The 16,828-nt window shown below is 58.7% G+C and carries 12 protein-coding genes; 11 read left to right on the top strand and 1 reads right to left on the bottom strand.

From position 1 onward, the window contains the following. Positions 1–132: 132 nt before the first annotated feature. A complete protein-coding gene (gene guaA, locus F599_RS0101080; RefSeq protein WP_019541687.1) occupies positions 133–1,686 on the top strand; it encodes a glutamine-hydrolyzing GMP synthase in 1,554 nt (517 codons plus the stop codon). Positions 1,687–1,896: 210 nt separating this feature from the next. Here guaA and F599_RS0101075 read toward each other — a convergent pair whose 3' ends face one another. Further along, positions 1,897–2,430 (bottom strand): helix-turn-helix domain-containing protein, encoded by a 534-nt coding sequence (locus F599_RS0101075; RefSeq protein ID WP_019541686.1) that lies wholly within the window; start codon positions 2,428–2,430, stop codon positions 1,897–1,899. 189 nt (positions 2,431–2,619) lie between these two features. On the opposite strand from F599_RS0101075, the gene F599_RS0101070 reads away from it, so the two are divergent. From F599_RS0101070 to F599_RS0101025, 10 genes are all read left to right on the top strand, one after another. Continuing rightward, positions 2,620–2,808, top strand: coding sequence for a helix-turn-helix transcriptional regulator (locus tag F599_RS0101070; RefSeq protein ID WP_016412724.1), 189 nt, complete (start codon positions 2,620–2,622; stop codon positions 2,806–2,808). After that, positions 2,809–3,885 (top strand): site-specific integrase, encoded by a 1,077-nt coding sequence (locus F599_RS0101065; protein ID WP_019541685.1) that lies wholly within the window; start codon positions 2,809–2,811, stop codon positions 3,883–3,885. Continuing rightward, positions 3,885–4,205, top strand: a complete 321-nt coding sequence (locus F599_RS0101060) for a plasmid mobilization protein (protein ID WP_019541684.1) — start codon at positions 3,885–3,887, stop codon at positions 4,203–4,205. The genes F599_RS0101065 and F599_RS0101060 overlap by 1 nt, the downstream gene beginning before the upstream one ends. A gap of 7 nt (positions 4,206–4,212) precedes the next feature. Continuing rightward, the gene (locus F599_RS0101055; RefSeq protein WP_019541683.1) at positions 4,213–5,367 is read left to right on the top strand and encodes a helicase RepA family protein; all 1,155 of its coding nucleotides are present in this window, start codon (positions 4,213–4,215) and stop codon (positions 5,365–5,367) included. A gap of 320 nt (positions 5,368–5,687) precedes the next feature. Next, a complete protein-coding gene (locus F599_RS0101050; RefSeq protein ID WP_019541682.1) occupies positions 5,688–7,031 on the top strand; it encodes a plasmid recombination protein in 1,344 nt (447 codons plus the stop codon). A gap of 508 nt (positions 7,032–7,539) precedes the next feature. Then, positions 7,540–9,459 (top strand): tetracycline resistance ribosomal protection protein Tet(W), encoded by a 1,920-nt coding sequence (tet(W), locus tag F599_RS0101045; protein WP_019541681.1) that lies wholly within the window; start codon positions 7,540–7,542, stop codon positions 9,457–9,459. Between the two features lie 407 nt (positions 9,460–9,866). Continuing rightward, a complete protein-coding gene (miaB, locus tag F599_RS0101040; protein ID WP_019541680.1) occupies positions 9,867–11,207 on the top strand; it encodes a tRNA (N6-isopentenyl adenosine(37)-C2)-methylthiotransferase MiaB in 1,341 nt (446 codons plus the stop codon). Between the two features lie 102 nt (positions 11,208–11,309). After that, the gene (gene mutS / locus F599_RS0101035; protein WP_019541679.1) at positions 11,310–13,898 is read left to right on the top strand and encodes a DNA mismatch repair protein MutS; all 2,589 of its coding nucleotides are present in this window, start codon (positions 11,310–11,312) and stop codon (positions 13,896–13,898) included. Beyond that, complete coding sequence (gene mutL, locus F599_RS0101030; RefSeq protein ID WP_019541678.1) at positions 13,895–15,832, top strand: DNA mismatch repair endonuclease MutL; 1,938 nt, start codon at positions 13,895–13,897, stop codon at positions 15,830–15,832. The genes mutS and mutL overlap by 4 nt, the downstream gene beginning before the upstream one ends. 37 nt (positions 15,833–15,869) lie before the next feature. After that, entirely contained in the window at positions 15,870–16,682 is an 813-nt protein-coding gene (locus tag F599_RS0101025; RefSeq protein WP_019541677.1) for a class I SAM-dependent methyltransferase, read from the top strand. The last annotated feature ends 146 nt before the right edge of the window (positions 16,683–16,828 follow it).

Genomic DNA, 16,828 nt, shown 5'->3' with positions numbered 1-16,828 from the left:
GGCACAAAAGGGCCGCGCATGGGGATTTCTGTTGCGCGTCTGCCGCATTTTTGCCGCACCGCCCCTGTCGCAGCGCGGGGAGCTGTGCTATAATCAAAAGAAGATTATGATATTTGAGGGAGGAACATTGAATTGAGCAAGCCTGCAAATGAACTCATCCTGGTCCTGGACTTCGGCGGCCAGTACAATCAGCTCATCGCGCGCCGCGTGCGCGAGGATCACGTCTACTGCGAGGTGCATCCGAATACGATGAGCCTCGATGCCATCAAGGAGATGGCGCCGAAGGGCATCATCCTCACAGGCGGCCCGAACAGCGTCTATCGCGAGGACTCCGCGACGTGCAGCCCGGAGCTCTTCCGCCTCGGCATCCCCGTGCTCGGCATCTGCTACGGCTCGCAGCTCATGGCGCATCTCCTGGGCGGCAAGGTCGAGACGGCACCGGTCTCTGAGTACGGTAAGACCGAGGTCGAGGTCACGGCGCGCGGTTCGAAGCTCTTTCAGAACGTCTCGGTAAAGACCATCTGCTGGATGAGTCACACGGACTACATCAAGGATGTGCCCGCAGGCTTCACCGCTACGGCTAGGACGCCTGTCTGCCCCGTCGCGGCGATGGAGAACGCCGAGGCGCGCCTCTACGCAACGCAGTTCCATCCCGAGGTCATGCACACTGCCGAGGGCAAGACCATGCTCAAGAATTTCGTCTACGATGTCTGCGGCTGCCAGGGCGATTGGAAGATGGATTCCTTCGTCAAGACGACTGTCGCCGAGCTCAAGGAAAAGATCGGCACGGGCCGCGCGCTCTGCGCGCTCTCGGGCGGCGTGGACTCCTCCGTCGCGGCCGTGCTGCTCTCGAAGGCCATCGGCAAGCAGCTCACCTGCGTCTTCGTCGACCACGGCCTCCTGCGCAAGAACGAGGGCGATGAGGTCGAGGCGGTCTTCGGACCGGACGGCCCCTACGACGTCAATTTCATCCGCGTCAACGCCAAGGACCGCTTCTACGCGAAGCTCGCGGGCGTGACGGAGCCGGAGAAAAAGCGCAAGATCATCGGCGAGGAGTTCATCCGCGTCTTCGAGGAAGAGGCGAAGAAAATCGGCGCCGTCGACTATCTCGTGCAGGGCACGATCTACCCAGACGTCATCGAGAGCGGCCTCGGCAAGTCCGCCGTCATCAAGAGCCATCACAACGTCGGCGGCCTGCCGGACTATGTGGACTTCAAGGAAATCGTCGAGCCGTTGCGCCTGCTCTTCAAGGATGAGGTGCGCGCCGTCGGCCGCGAGCTCGGCATCCCCGACTACCTCGTGAACCGCCAGCCGTTCCCAGGGCCGGGACTCGGCATCCGCATCATCGGCGAGGTCACGGAGGAGAAGGTCAAGATCGTCCAGGAGGCTGATGCCATCTACCGCGAGGAGGTCGCGAAGGCCGGTGCGGACAAAGGGCTCGGCCAGTATTTCGCCGCGCTCACGAACATGCGCTCCGTCGGCGTCATGGGCGACGGCCGCACCTACGATTACGCCATCGCGCTGCGCGCCGTCGAGACGAGCGACTTCATGACAGCGGAGAGTGCGCAGCTCCCCTGGGAGGTGCTCTCCACGGTCACGCGCCGCATCGTCAACGAGGTCAAGGGCGTCAACCGCGTGCTCTACGACTGCACGGGCAAGCCGCCGGCGACGATCGAGTGGGAGTGAGTTTTTGAAACTCCGAACCCGTTGCGGCACAACGATTTTGCGGTTTTATATCTCTCTTTTGATAACGATTTGATAACGCTCCCCATAGGCCGTATCATTCTGTATCCCCAGTGGATTGCGGGTAAAGAATGTTCTTTTGCGGCTTATAAGTGAGGACAACCATATTAGAAAGCCCTTACCGATGGCAACGTCGGTAAGGGCTTTTGCTGTCTATTCATCAGTATCGGGGCTATCTTTGAGTGCATCCACCAGGAAATCACTCAATTCCTGTGAGGGAACTTTTGCCCACCGCAGGGTGGTGTCGTACTTGGGGTAGTTGTACCGCCAGCGGTCATAGTCCTCCCTGGTGATCTCCCCGGCCTCCAGCTTCTTGGCCTGCTCCGCCCAGGCGGACAGCATATCAAGCATATTGGCATAGGTCTTGCCTTTGGATTTGTCCAGACGCAGACAAACCTCGCCGTCAATCTCCCCAATAGTCAGCCCCCGAATATCCTCCAAAGCAAAGAGGGTGTGCATCAGGCCGATGTCGGTATCTATGTCAGGGACGGTCAGGGCATCAGGGGAAATATCAAAGAAGTCAGCCAGGGTCTTTGTCAGGTCGGCCTTGGGGGTGCGGCTCCCGGTTTCATACTGTGCCATACGCACATCGGCGGAGCGTTCCGGGAAACCCACCACCATGCCAAGATACTTCTGTGTGATGCCCTTCATGTTGCGGAAGAAACGAATACGTTCACCAATCGCCATAACTGCCAACTCCAATCTATGTAATGGGGACACTTGAAGTATAACAGATATGTTTAGACCAGTCAAGAGAAAAATAAATAAATTTGTTTATATTTTCTCGTTGGAAGGTCTTGACATAACGGAATAGAGTTAGTATAATAGGACTACGTTAAGCAAATAGCGTTAAATCAAAAGAAAGGAGGAATCCATATGGAGAACAGATTCATCCGGGCGGAAGAAGTTGCGGACGAGCTGGGTGTATCGAAGCCCTACGCCTATAAACTCATCCGGCAGCTCAACGAAGAATTGAAGGACAAGGGCTTCATCACCATCGCAGGGCGGGTCAACCGCCAGTATTTCAACGAACGGCTCTACGGGGCCAGAAAGGAAGGGAACTAAATGCCAGTCTTTAAGGACGAAGCAAGAGGAACATGGTACGTCATGGTGCGGTATCAGGACTGGACGGGGGAGCGCAAACAGAAGTGCAAGCGTGGCTTTGCCACCAAACGGGAGGCCCAGGAGTGGGAGCGCAGTTTCCAGATGCAGACCTCCGGCGACCTGGATATGACCTTTGAAGCCTTTACCGAGCTTTACACCAAGGATATGAAACCCCGGCTCAAGGAGAACACCTGGCTGACCAAGGAGAACATCATCCAGAAGAAAATTCTGCCCTACTTTGGCAAGCGGAAGATTAGCGAGATCACCACCAAGGACGTGATCGCATGGCAGAACGAGTTGCTGGCCTACCGGGACGAGAAGCGCAAGCCCTACTCGGCTACCTACCTCAAAACCCTGCACAACCAGCTTAGCGCCATCTTCAATCACGCTGTCCGCTTCTATGAGCTGCGCTCCAATCCCGCCGCCAAGGCTGGGAACATGGGGTCAGAGGAACGGAAGGAAATGCTGTTCTGGACGAAAGCGGAGTACCAGAAGTTTGCAGATGCCATGATGGACAAGCCCGTTTCCTACTACGCCTTTGAAATGCTCTACTGGTGTGGTATTCGGGAGGGGGAACTGCTGGCCCTGACCCCGGCAGACTTTGACTTTGAGGCCGGGACGGTGAAAATCAGCAAGTCCTATCAGCGGCTCCACGGCAAGGACGTCATTACCACGCCAAAGACGAAGAAAAGCAACCGCACCATTAAAATGCCCAACTTCCTCTGTGACGAGATGAAGGACTACCTGGGGATGCTCTACGGTATCAAGAAGAAGGAGCGCATTTTCACCATCACGAAAAGCTATCTCCACCATGAGATGGACAGAGGGGCGAAGTCGGCAGGGGTCAAGCGTATCAGAATCCACGACCTCCGGCATTCGCACATCTCACTTCTGATTGACATGGGCTTCTCCGCTGTGGCGATTGCTGACCGCGTGGGGCATGAGAGTATCGAGATCACCTACCGCTACGCCCACCTGTTTCCGTCCAAGCAGACGGAAATGGCAGACAAATTGGACTTTGAAAGGATGGGAGCGTAATGTCAGCTAAGAATTTGGACACTCACAACCGCTGGAGGAACAAGACCGTGGCCTTCCGGGTATCCCCGGAGGAAAACAAGCAGATTGACGCCGCTGTGCGGCTCTCTGGCCTGACGAAGCAGGACTACATCACCCGGCGGCTCTTAGACCGGGCCGTGGTGGTGCAGGGCAATCCCAGGGTCTACAAGGCCCTGCGTGACCAACTCGCCGCCGTCCTGGGGGAACTGCGGCGCATTGAGGCCGGGGGCGACGTGGGGGATGAACTTCTCGCCACCATTGACCTTATCTCAGTGACGCTGGGCGGCATGAAGGAGGATTGATAGATTGATGGATTCCAGAGAAACGAAAAGGACTGTCCCGGTTCCGTCTGCGCCAACAGACGGGGAACAGCCCATTTCACAAACAACTGCCAAAAGTATAGCAGAGGAAACGGCTGAAAACAACCCCCAAGAGGAAAGTTTGGAAGAAATGCTCCGAGATATGCGGCGCATGAGCGACCCGGCCTACCTCCACACAGTTTCTATGAACGACCTTTACCAGAACATCTACCAGAGCAGACCGCCCGTCATTGACGGTCTGCTCTACCCTGGGACATACCTCTTTGCGGGAGCGCCCAAGGTGGGCAAGTCGTTCCTGATGGCTCAGCTTGCCTACCATGTCAGCATGGGCCTCCCCCTGTGGGGCTATCCTGTTCACAAGGGGACTGTCCTCTACCTGGCGTTGGAGGACGACCACCGCCGCTTGCAGGGGCGGCTATACCGAATGTTCGGCACAGAGGGCACCGACAATCTGCTCTTTGCGGTCTACGCCAAACAGCTTGGCGTTGGCCTGGAGGAACAGCTAAAGAAGTTCGTCCGGGAACACCCGAACACCAAGCTGATTATCATTGACACTCTCCAGAAAATCCGGGAGGCTGGCGGGGATAAGTACAGCTATGCCAATGATTACGAAGTGGTGGGGAAACTGAAACGCCTTGCCGATGATTGCGGCGTCTGCCTCCTGCTGGTACATCACACCCGCAAACAACAGGCCGATGATAAGTTCGATATGATTTCCGGCACCAACGGCCTGCTCGGAGCGGCGGACGGGGCCTTTCTTCTTCAAAAGGAGAAGCGGACAGACGGCAGCGCCGTTCTGGACGTGGCCGGGCGTGACCAGCAAGACCAGCGATTCTATCTTACCAAGGACAAGGAACGGCTGATATGGACGCTGGAGCGTACGGAAACGGAGGCATGGACAGAGCCGCCCGACCCGGTGCTGGAGGCCATAGCCGCCCTTGTGACGGTGGAGAAGCCGACCTGGGGTGGTACGGCCACCGAGCTGGTAGCGGCGCTCCAGACTGACATGAAGCCCAACGCCCTGGCGATGCGGCTAAACGTCCGGGCCGGGAAGCTGCTGACAGACTACCACATCCGCTATGAGAACAGCAGGAGCCACGCCGGGAGAAGTATCAGCCTGACGCTGGAACCGTCCCAGGCGTGACGACCGTGACGGCTGTGACGGCTTTTTTGAGAGTGGCGGCGGTGTCTGAAACATCGTCACGGTCGTCACGGCTGTCACGGGGAGCAGCAAAGTTTAGGCGGGGTGCAGGGTGCCCTTTTCAAAGGGCGGCCCTGCTGGGGGAGGCAACCGCAGTTGCCGGGGGCAAAGCCCCCACACCCCCTCGGAGAGCCCACGACACTTTGCAGACCGAAGGGATGAAAGTGTCATAGTGGGTTATTACACTTCCCGCAGGAAGTGCCTCCCCCGAACCCCCGTCCTCTTTCAACAACCCAACATCTGAAACAGGAGGATTTTTGCCTATGGCGAGAGGCGACGGTATTGACCGTACCAACGCAAGAAATATGAGGCTGACCGAAACCAAGATCGGTAACACCCAGCAGCACAACGAGCGTGAGAAGGATTCCTATGTCAATCAGGACATTGTACTGGAGCGGACGCCGCTCAATGTCCATTTCAAAACCCCGTCTGCCGGGTATCGAGAGATGTTTGCTCGAATGGAGGCTGATGGCGTGATTTCCACTCGTGGTATCAAGGAGGATGCCTTTCGATATGGTGAGCTGGTCTTTGACGTAAACTCCGCTTACTTCTACAACCACGGCGGCTATGACTTTGCAAAACAATTTTACACCGAAGCATACAAAGCCGCAATCAAAATCGTGGGCGGAGAGCAGTATATTTTGTCGGCGGTCATGCACGCTGACGAGCGCAACCGGGCCATGTCCGAGGCGCTGGGGGAGGACGTGTACCACTACCACCTCCATGTGGTTTATATCCCGGTAGTGGAGAAGGAGATACGCTGGACAAAGCGGTGCAAGGACAAGTCCCTGGTGGGCAAGGTCAAGGAAACGATCATGCAGGTGAGCATGAGCAAGAAGTGGGCGTCCAAGCCCATTCTGGACGAAACCACCGGGGAGCCGTTACGCACAGCTAAGGGCAAACCCGTTCTACGAAAGTCGTACAGTGTCCTGCAAGATGATTTCTTTGAGCATATGCGCTCCGCTGGCTATGACGATGTAGAGCGTGGGGAACGTGGTAGTTCCGAAGAACATTTGACTGTTACGCAGTTCAAGACGGAGCGTGAGCAGGAACGGCTTGCACAGCTTCAAGAGGTGTCGGCGCTGGCCCAGGTTGAGGCCGACAAAAAGAATAAGGAGGCAGCATCAGCTGAGAAGAAAGCGGCCCAGGCCAGGGCTAAGCTGGACGATGTAACGCCCTTGCTCAAGGGCATGGAGAAACTGGCGGCGGACTTCTCCGACGACCCGGAGCGGACGCTGCCGGAGGCGGGGCCGCTGGAATCGGCCAAGTCCTACCGGGAGAAAAAGGCCAAGCCCCTTTGGGAGAAGATCGTCAAGGTGCTGCGCTCCGTCTACCGGGCCTACTTCGACCTCAAGAGCAAGTTTGAGCGGTTGCAGAGCGCCTATGATCGTGAGGTCAGTAAGAACGGCTCCCTGTCAGCCAGGATTTATGAGGTTTGTGCCGAGAGGGACGGCTTGAAAGGGCAAGTCAGGGACTATGAGCGGGTCAGACGGGCCATTGGCCCGGAACAGGCGGACAGGATACTGGAGGCAGCTTACCAGCAGGAACAGGTCGAAAAGGAGCGGAAATGGGGTGCAAGGTCAAAAATGAGGGTAGGCGCACGATAATCACAAAAAATGGAGGTAATTTCATGGAAAAGTACATCTTTGACGAGGGCAACGGTCTGTGGTATGAGTTGCAGAGGGACTAACAATATTCGGGCGTGTGCGGCGGAAATCGTGGACACAGAAATTATTTGCGCATGAGGCCCCAAATCGGAGGGTGTCCCGGTGAATGCCCTCCTGATTTATTTGGGACAGCGGGTAAAAACTTCTTGCATTTTAGAGTGTGCTATGCTATACTGCTGTCATACTGATTTGAGGAGTCTATTCAACATGCGGCAAGGTATTCTTAAATAAAATTTGATAATGGGCACAAAAATAATTGCCCCTTGCAGGGGCTTGGTTTTTGTACCCAATTTAAGAATGCTTTTGCCTTTTTATCAAATATCGTGACGGATAACGGCTCATGTTAGCTGAATGCGTTTCTATGTATCCGAAGTCATGATCCCCAGCGGTAAAAGTATTTGCCGCTGGGGATTTTTGCGCCCATTCGGGCCTTGTATGGAGGATAGACATGAACATTATCAATATCGGGATTCTTGCCCATGTAGACGCTGGAAAGACGACCTTGACGGAGAGTCTGCTATATGCCAGTGGAGCCATTTCAGAACCAGGGAGCGTCGAAAAAGGGACAACGAGGACGGACACCTTGTTTTTGGAGCGGCAGCGTGGGATTACCATTCAAGCGGCAGTCACTTCCTTCCAGTGGCACAGATGTAAAGTTAACATTGTGGATACGCCCGGCCACATGGATTTTTTGGCGGAGGTGTACCGCTCTTTGGCTGTTTTAGATGGGGCCATCTTGGTGATCTCCGCGAAAGATGGCGTGCAGGCCCAGACCCGTATTCTGTTCCATGCCCTGCGGAAAATGAACATTCCCACCGTTATCTTTATCAACAAGATCGACCAGGCTGGCGTTGATTTGCAGAGCGTGGTTCAGTCTGTTCGGGATAAGCTCTCCGCCGATATTATCATCAAGCAGACGGTGTCGCTGTCCCCGGAAATAGTCCTGGAGGAAAATACCGACATAGAAGCATGGGATGCGGTCATCGAAAATAACGATGCATTATTGGAAAAGTATATCGCAGGAGAACCAATCAGCCAGGAAAAACTTGCGCGGGAGGAACAGCGGCGGGTTCAAGAAGCCTCCCTGTTTCCGGTCTATCATGGCAGCGCCAAAAAGGGCCTTGGCATTCAACCGTTGATGGATGCGGTGACAGGACTGTTCCAACCGATTGGGGAACAGGGGAGCGCCACCCTATGCGGCAGCGTTTTCAAGGTTGAGTACACCGATTGCGGCCAGCGGCGTGTCTATCTGCGGCTATACAGCGGAACGCTGCGCCTGCGGGATACGGTGGCCCTGGCCGGGAGAGAAAAGCTGAAAATCACAGAGATGCGTATTCCATCCAAAGGGGAAATTGTTCGGACAGACACCGCTTATCCGGGCGAAATTGTTATCCTTCCCAGCGACAGCGTGAGGTTAAACGATGTATTAGGGGATCAAACCCGGCTCCCTCGTAAAAGGTGGCGCGAGGCCCCCCTCCCCATGCTGCGGACGACGATTGCGCCGAAAACGGCAGCGCAAAGAGAACGGCTGCTGGACGCTCTTACGCAACTTGCGGATACTGACCCGCTTTTGCGCTGCGAAGTGGATTCCATCACCCATGAGATCATTCTTTCTTTTTTGGGCCGGGTGCAGTTGGAGGTCGTTTCCGCTTTGCTGTCGGAAAAATACAAGATTGAAACAGTGGTAAAGGAACCCACCGTCATTTATATGGAGCGGCCGCTCAAAGCAGCCAGCCACACCATCCATATCGAGGTGCCGCCCAACCCGTTTTGGGCATCTATCGGACTGTCTGTTACACCACTCCCGCTTGGCTCCGGCGTACAATACGAGAGCCGGGTTTCGCTGGGATACTTGAACCAGAGTTTTCAAAACGCTGTCAGGGATGGTATCCGTTACGGGCTGGAGCAGGGCTTGTTCGGCTGGAACGTAACGGACTGTAAGATTTGCTTTGAATACGGGCTTTATTACAGTCCAGTCAGCACGCCGGCGGACTTCCGCTCATTGGCCCCGATTGTATTGGAACAGGCATTGAAGGAATCGGGGACGCAGCTGCTGGAACCTTATCTCTCCTTCACCCTCTATGCGCCCCAGGAATACCTTTCCAGGGCTTATCATGATGCACCGAAATACTGTGCCACCATCGAAACGGCCCAGGTAAAAAAGGATGAAGTTGTCTTTACTGGCGAGATTCCCGCCCGCTGTATACAGGCATACCGTACTGATCTGGCCTTTTACACCAACGGGCAGAGCGTGTGCCTGACGGAACTGAAAGGGTATCAGGCCACTGTCGGCGAGCCAGTCATCCAGCCCCGTCGTCCAAACAGCCGTTTGGATAAGGTGCGCCATATGTTCAGTAAGATTCCTTGATACGCCACAGCAAGGATGGTTATTGCATTTCCCTGCCTTTCGTGGTAAAATGTAGTTTTAAACCACCAGAGAAAACAACAACCCTGCTACCCCCCGTTATCACCACCGATAACAATTTGATAACAGCCCATCGTATAGGCTGGATAATATGGACACATCAAATAATCAAAAAAATGAGGTATCAAATTTATGAAGCAAAATCCGTTAAACACGATGCCCAACAACGAGTTTGAATGATGATATGCTGGCACCCCGCAGGTACAGACCTGCGGGGTGTTTTCCTTTCTTTCAGCGGTGTCTATGTGCGGGGAGTTTATATCCCGGGTTGCCATCGCAGAATGGACAAACGGCGGTCGCTTTGCTATAATAATCTATCGACTATGGCTGGATAAAGGACGGATGACAGAATGAAAGTGAAGGACGGCAAGGCGCACCGTTACGCGAAGCTTCTCGTTTACGGCTGCCAGATGAACGTCAGTGACGCGGAGCGCATGGAGGGGCAGCTCGAGACGATCGGCTATGAGCCGACAGAGGAGATGACAGAGGCGGATCTCATCCTCATCAACACCTGCTGTGTGAGGGAGAGCGCGGAGGACCGCGTCTATGGGAAGATCGGTGAGATCAAGCATCTCAAGGAGAAGAATCCCGCGCTGATCTTCGGCATCACGGGCTGCATGGCGCAGAAGGAGGGCGAGGCGCTGATACGCCGCGCGCCACATATCGATTTTGTGCTCGGCACGAACAAGGTGCATGAGCTCACGCGCGTCGTGCAGGAGATCGCGGCGGAGCGCGGTCATGTCGTCGACGTGCAGCCAGGCGAGACGGAACTTCCCGAGGGCGGGCCTGTCGCGCGCCAGAACAAGTTCTCCGTCTGGGTGCCCATCATGTATGGCTGCAATAATTTCTGCACGTATTGCATCGTGCCCTATGTGCGGGGGCGTGAGCGCAGCCGCCGTCCTGAGGATGTCGTCGCCGAAGTGCGCGAGGCCGTCCGCCAGGGGGCGAAGGAGGTCACGCTGCTCGGACAGAACGTGAACTCCTACGGCAAGGATCACAAGCTGGCCGATTTTGCCGACCTGCTCAAGATGGTGGACGCGGTGCCGGGCATCGAGCGCGTGCGCTTCATGACATCGCATCCGAAGGACCTCTCGGACAAACTCATCGAGACGATCCGGACCGGCAGGCATATCTGCGAGCACATCCATCTGCCCGTGCAGTACGGTAGCGACCGCATCCTGCGGGCGATGCACCGCATCTACACGGTGGCGGACTATCGCGCGCTCGTCGGGCGTATCCGTGCGGCGCTGCCCGAGGTCAGTCTCACGACGGACCTCATCGTGGGGTTCCCCGGCGAGACGGAGGAGGATTTCGTGCAGATGCTCGCGTTCCTCGAGGAGATTCGCTATGATTCCGCTTATACGTTCCTCTACTCGAAGCGTTCGGGGACGCCGGCGGCGGAAATGGCTGACCAAGTGCCGGAGGCGCTGAAGCATGAGCGGCTCGAGCGGCTCATGACGGTGCAGGATGCCATCAGCCGCGAGAAGAATGAGGCACTCAAGGGCCGTACGCTCGAGGTGCTCGTCGAGGGACCGAGCAAGCATGACGCGGCGGTTTGGAGCGGGCGGACGCGCACGAACAAGCTCGTGCTCTTCCCGCACGGCGCAGAGCAGCCGGGCGATCTTGTGGAAGTGAACATCACGCACCCGCAGACGTGGGTGCTCAAGGGCGAAACGGTGGCGAGCCGCTGAGCCCGCGGATATGCGGCAGGGCCTCAGATCTGGAGGCCCTGCCGTTGCTGCCCGTGCGGGCGGCAGAATGGCAGAGGAGGCCGAAACGTGGAACTTACGCCGATGATGCAGCAATACCAGGCGACAAAGCAACAGCATCCCGATGAGATTCTCTTCTTCCGCTTGGGGGATTTCTATGAGATGTTTTTCGAGGATGCGGAGCTCGCGGCACGGGAACTGGGACTCACGCTCACGAGCCGCAGCGGGAACAAGGACAAGGCGCCGATGTGCGGCGTCCCTTACCATGCGGCGGAGAGCTATATCAACAAGCTCATCCACAAGGGCTACAAGGTCGCCATCGCCGAGCAGATCGGCGATCCGAAGGCCAAGGGGCTCACGAAGCGCGAGGTCATCAAGATCGTCACGCCGGGCACGGTGCTCTCTGAGTCCGTGCTCACGGATGCGGCGAATAACTACATCGCGCTCCTCTATGAACAAGGAGAGCGCATCCTCCTCGCAGGCGCAGACATCTCGACGGGCGAGTGCTTTTACGGCATCTATACGGGCGGCAGCCGCCTGCAGACGCTCTTCGACGAGCTCTATCGGCGGCAGGTGTCGGAACTCTTACTGGCAGGGGAGCTTTCGTTCCGCAAGCAGCTCGACGCGTTCGTGGGACTGCGCCTCCCGCAGTGTACGTATACGCAGCTCGCGGGCATTTCGGCGCAGGTCGAGGATCGTCTCGTCGAGCATTTCACGGCAGACGAGCGCCCGGAGGACAGGGCCGCGCAGGAGGCGGTCGCGACGCTGCTCGACTACCTGCATGATACCGTGATGACGGATCTCTCACATATCTCGCATCTCACATATCTCGACGCGAGCGAGAATCTCGTGCTCGATACGTATACGCTACGCAACCTCGAGGTCACGCGCAACCTGCGCGACGGCGGCAAGAAGGACACGCTGCTCGATGTGCTCGATTTCACGGAGACGGCGATGGGGAGCCGTCTGCTCAAGCAGTGGTTGGAGGCTCCGCTTCTGAGCATTGTCGCCATCGACCGGCGTCTCGATGCCGTGCAGGAGATGGTAGAGGATTTCGGCCTGCGCGGGGCACTCGCAGACGGACTCAAGGACATCCGCGACTTCGAGCGGCTGCTCACGCGCATCGAGGTCGGTACGGCGAACGCGCGCGATCTCGTGGCGCTCAGGCTCTCGCTCGCGTGCCTGCCGGGCATCCGGGAGACGCTCGCGGACGTGCGAGCGCAGCTCCTCCGGGAGACGACGGAGCGCGTCATGACATTCGATGAGGTGACGGAGCTTCTCGCGCGCGCCATCGTCGATGAGCCGGGCATCTCGCTGCGCGAGGGCGGCATCATCAAGGACGGCTACGATGCGGAGCTCGACGAGTACCGCCGCATCGCGCATGACAGCAAGTCCATGCTGCAGGAAATCGAGGAGCGAGAGAAACAGGAAACGGGTATCAAGTCGCTCAAAATCGGCTACAACAAGGTATTCGGCTACTATATCGAGGTGCGCAACAGCGGCGCGGATCTCGTGCCCGACCGTTATATCCGCAAGCAGACGCTTGCGAATGCCGAGCGCTATATCACGGAGGAGCTCAAGGCGTTCGAGACGAAGATCCTCGGCGCGCAGGAGAAGATCGTCCAGATCGAATACCGCCTGTTCACGGAGGTGCGCGAGCGCATCAAGCAGGAGCTGCCGGGCATCCAGCAGACGGCGCATGCCATCGCGGTGCTCGATGTGCTCCGGAGCTTCGCGGAGGCGGCTGTGAGCTACAACTACGTCCGGCCGCAGCTGCGCCCTGAGGGAGGCATCTCCATCAAGGACGGCCGCCATCCGCTCGTCGAGCGCATCCTCACGCGCGACCTCTTCGTGCCGAACGATACGGAGCTCAACCACAGGGACTGCGAGATCATGCTCATCACGGGGCCGAACATGGCGGGCAAGTCGACGTATATGCGCCAGGTCGCGCTGCTCGCGCTCATGGCGCAGGTCGGCAGCTTCCTGCCGGCGCGCGAGGCCGTGCTCTCGCCGGTCGACCGCATCTTCACGCGCATCGGTGCGAGCGACGATCTCGTGAGCGGGCAGAGCACCTTCATGGTGGAGATGAACGAGGTCGCGCAGATCCTCAAGTACGCGACGCGCGACAGCCTCGTGATTCTCGACGAGATCGGCCGCGGCACGAGCACGTTCGACGGCATGAGCATCGCGCGCGCCGTCGTCGAGTACATCGAGAAGAAGATTCACGCGCAGACGCTCTTCGCGACGCATTACCACGAGCTCACGGAGATGGCGGATGATAAGATCAAGAATTTCTGTGTCGCCGTCAAGGAACGCGGCGCGCAGGTCGCGTTCCTGCGGCGCATCGTGCCGGGGGCCGCGGACAAGTCGTACGGCATCCATGTCGCGCGGCTTGCGGGCCTGCCGAAGACAGTCACGAAGCGGGCGGAGGCGCTGCTCGCCGCGCTCGAGGCCAAGCAGGAGAAAGTGCAGGCCGCCGAGACAGACGGACGGGAGGAGACTGCTGCGCCGCCCACGCAGATCGATGCGGCGCTGGGCATGGGCTCACTTTTCGGCAGTACGCTGCGCGAGGCGCTTTGCTCGCTCGATATCATGACCATGACGCCGCTCGAGGCGCTCAATGAGCTCTATCGTCTGCAGGAGCAGGCGAAAGGAGAGGAGGGACGCGCATGAGCATCATCCATGTGCTCGATGACAAGACCATCAACAAAATCGCGGCGGGAGAGGTCGTCGAGCGCCCGGCCTCCGTTGTCAAGGAGCTCGTCGAGAACTCCATCGACGCGGGCGCGACGAAGATCGAAGTGGAGATCCTCGCGGGCGGAACGAGCTTTATGCGCGTGACGGACAACGGCAAGGGCATGAGCCGCGAGGACGCCGAGCTCGCCATCCTGCGCCACGCGACGAGCAAGATCCGCGAGGCGGGGGACCTCTCGACCGTGGGGACGCTGGGCTTCCGCGGCGAGGCACTGCCGACGATCGCCGCCGTCTCGCGCTTCCGCATGAAGACGCGCGAGGCGGGCGCAGATCTCGGCACGCAGGTCGAGATCAGCGGCGGCAAGACGCCGGATATCCGCGAGACGGGGACGAGCCTCGGTACGACGATACAGGTAGAGGATCTCTTCTTCAATACGCCGGCGCGCAAGAAATTCCTCAAGACGAATCATACGGAGGGGGCGCGCATCAACGATTTCATCGTAAAGCTCGCGCTCTCGCATCCGGAGATTGCGTTCCGTTTCCTCAACAACAACAAGATGGCGCTGCTGACGCCGGGGAACGGCAGTCTCTACGATACGGTCAAGGCCATCTACGGCGCGCATGTCGCGGATGCGTCGCTCGCGCTTTCCTTTGCAAATGAGGCGGAGGGCATCCGCATCGAAGGCTTCATCACGAAGCCTTCGATGCTCAAAAGCAGCCGCGCCTGGCAGACACTCATCGTCAACGGGCGCATCGTCGAGAGTCGCGCGCTCTCGAAGGCCATCGACAACGCCTATAAGTCGCTCGTGCCGAAGAACGGCTTCCCGCTGGCGGTGCTGGTGCTCACGGTGCCGCCGCGCACGGTGGATGTCAACGTCCATCCGCAGAAGATCGAGATGAAGTTCGAGGATGAGGGGCTGCTCTTCAAGGCTGTCTACAAGGCTGTGCTTGATGCCGTGCGCCCTGCGCAGGATCTCGGCCTCGCGAGGGTTGCGGCGGCTGTGGAGCATCCGGAGACGCACGTCACGAGCGAGCCGCTGCGCTTCGTGCCGGCGACCGCGGCGCCGGGGCAGGCAGGCGGAGCAGGAAAGGCATGGGAGCCCTCGGGACATGCGCCCGCGTCCTTTGCGACGCCGCGGCCCGCGGCCATGCCGCGCCGCGAAATGGACGCGCCGGGCTTTGCCGCCGCGCAGGCGCAGCTGCGGGAGAAGCAGGCCGTGCGCTATCCCGTGGCGGAGACAGTGACGCAGCAGGTCGCGGAACCTGCGCAGAGCGCGCAGGTTTCGCGGGAGACGGCAGATGCTTTCTGTGCGTTCGCTGGCGAAGGCGGCATCGAGCCCATCGGCCAGGTGGATCTCACCTATATCATCGCGCGGGACGCGAAGGGACTTTACATCGTCGATCAGCATGCGGCACATGAACGCATTCTCTTTGACAAGTTCTCAGCGCTTGCGGACGGCATTCCGTCGCAGCAGCTGCTCGTGCACCAGATCCTTTCGTTCGACGCGCGGGAAAGCGCGCTCATCGAGGCGCACCGGGAGCTCTTCGCTCAGCTCGGTTTCCGCATGGAGCCGAGCGGCGAACGGGAATTCCGCCTCATGGAGATTCCCGCTGACGTACCGGCGGGAGAGGCGGAGGACATCGTGCGCGAGATCCTCGTCTCGCTCCACGACATGCACAGTGTGAGCGCGGCGGAGCTGCGCAAGGCCGCGCTCGCGACGACGGCCTGCCGCGCGGCCATCAAGGCGGGGGATGAGCTCAACCTGCGGCAGATGCAGATGATCCTCGACGCACTCTCGGAGACGGCGTATCCCTTCACCTGTCCGCACGGCAGGCCGACGATCCTGAAATTCAGCAGCGAGGAGCTCGCGAAGATGTTCAAGCGCACGGGGTTCGACCTCAAGAAGCGTTGATGCGCGCACGGCCTGCGGGCGAGACTAGGAGGAACCAATGGAACAGGAACAACATGGCAGCTGCCGCGCCGTCGTGACGACGAGCCGCAAGCCGCACGCGGCGAGTGAGGCGCTTGCGCGGCAGACGGCGGCACAGCTCTCGCTTCCCTATGTGCTGCGCGGTACGCTCTCAGCTGACGCGCTGCGCGCGCGCTACGGCGTCTCATGTCTGCTCGTCGCGCGTCAGGGCGGCCTGCGGCTCGAAACGCCGGAGGGGGAGCTCTTCTTTCATCCGAACATGAGCCATCTGCGCGTGAAGAACCTGCGCAAGGGGCAGAGGGACAACATGGCGGCGGCCATGGGGCTGCGCTCCGGCATGTCGGTGCTCGACGGCACGCTGGGCTTCGGCGCGGATGCCATCGTGGCGAGCTTCGTCACAGGAGAGAAGGGGCGGGTCGTCGGCATCGAGTCGAGCCCGCTCATCGAGGCGGTCGTGCATGAGGGACTCGCGCATTTTGCGGGGGAGAACGCGGTGATGACGGCAGCCATGCGGCGCATCGAGACGCACTGCGCCGACGCGTTCACGTTCCTGCGCGCGCAGCCCGCGAAGAGCTTTGACGTCGTCTATTTCGATCCGATGTTCCGCCATCCGCTGCTCGCGAGCGAGAACCTCAACCCGCTGCGTTATGCAGCGGATCACCGTGCGGCGACGCCCGAGCTCATCGCCGAGGCACGCCGTGTCGCGCGCCATCGCGTCGTGATGAAAGAGACGAGCAAGAGCGGCGAGTTCGCGCGGCTCGGCTTCCCGGAGGTCGTGGGCGGCAAGTACAGCCCCGTGCATTACGGCGTTCTGCGCGTAGGGAAGTCCTGACGCGACGACCGTCGCGCCCGTATGAAATCTATTGCATTCTCCTTCGTACAATGATAAAATAGAACCTAATGAATTGAACGGACGGTAGCGGAGTGCTGAAAGCGTCGGCATTCCAGAAAATTTTCTTCCAGGAACGGCAGATACGG

The organism is Selenomonas bovis DSM 23594, assembly GCF_000381005.1.
Taxonomy (GTDB): Bacteria; Bacillota; Negativicutes; order Selenomonadales; family Selenomonadaceae; genus Selenomonas_C; species Selenomonas_C bovis.
Note: the sequence above shows the minus strand (reverse complement) of the source record. Positions and strands in the feature narration are given on the sequence as shown.

Excerpts from the sequence above, each read along its gene's own strand:
- F599_RS0101060 (WP_019541684.1), top strand. The coding sequence starts at position 3,885 with ATGTCAGCTAAGAATTTGGACACTCACAACCGCTGGAGGAACAAGACC.
- F599_RS0101025 (WP_019541677.1), top strand. The coding sequence starts at position 15,870 with ATGGAACAGGAACAACATGGCAGCTGCCGCGCCGTCGTGACGACGAGC.
- F599_RS0101075 (WP_019541686.1), bottom strand. The coding sequence starts at position 2,430 with ATGGCGATTGGTGAACGTATTCGTTTCTTCCGCAACATGAAGGGCATC.
- mutS (WP_019541679.1), top strand. The coding sequence starts at position 11,310 with ATGATGCAGCAATACCAGGCGACAAAGCAACAGCATCCCGATGAGATT.
- F599_RS0101065 (WP_019541685.1), top strand. The coding sequence starts at position 2,809 with ATGCCAGTCTTTAAGGACGAAGCAAGAGGAACATGGTACGTCATGGTG.
- F599_RS0101055 (WP_019541683.1), top strand. The coding sequence starts at position 4,213 with ATGGATTCCAGAGAAACGAAAAGGACTGTCCCGGTTCCGTCTGCGCCA.
- mutL (WP_019541678.1), top strand. The coding sequence starts at position 13,895 with ATGAGCATCATCCATGTGCTCGATGACAAGACCATCAACAAAATCGCG.
- miaB (WP_019541680.1), top strand. The coding sequence starts at position 9,867 with ATGAAAGTGAAGGACGGCAAGGCGCACCGTTACGCGAAGCTTCTCGTT.
- F599_RS0101050 (WP_019541682.1), top strand. The coding sequence starts at position 5,688 with ATGGCGAGAGGCGACGGTATTGACCGTACCAACGCAAGAAATATGAGG.
- F599_RS0101070 (WP_016412724.1), top strand. The coding sequence starts at position 2,620 with ATGGAGAACAGATTCATCCGGGCGGAAGAAGTTGCGGACGAGCTGGGT.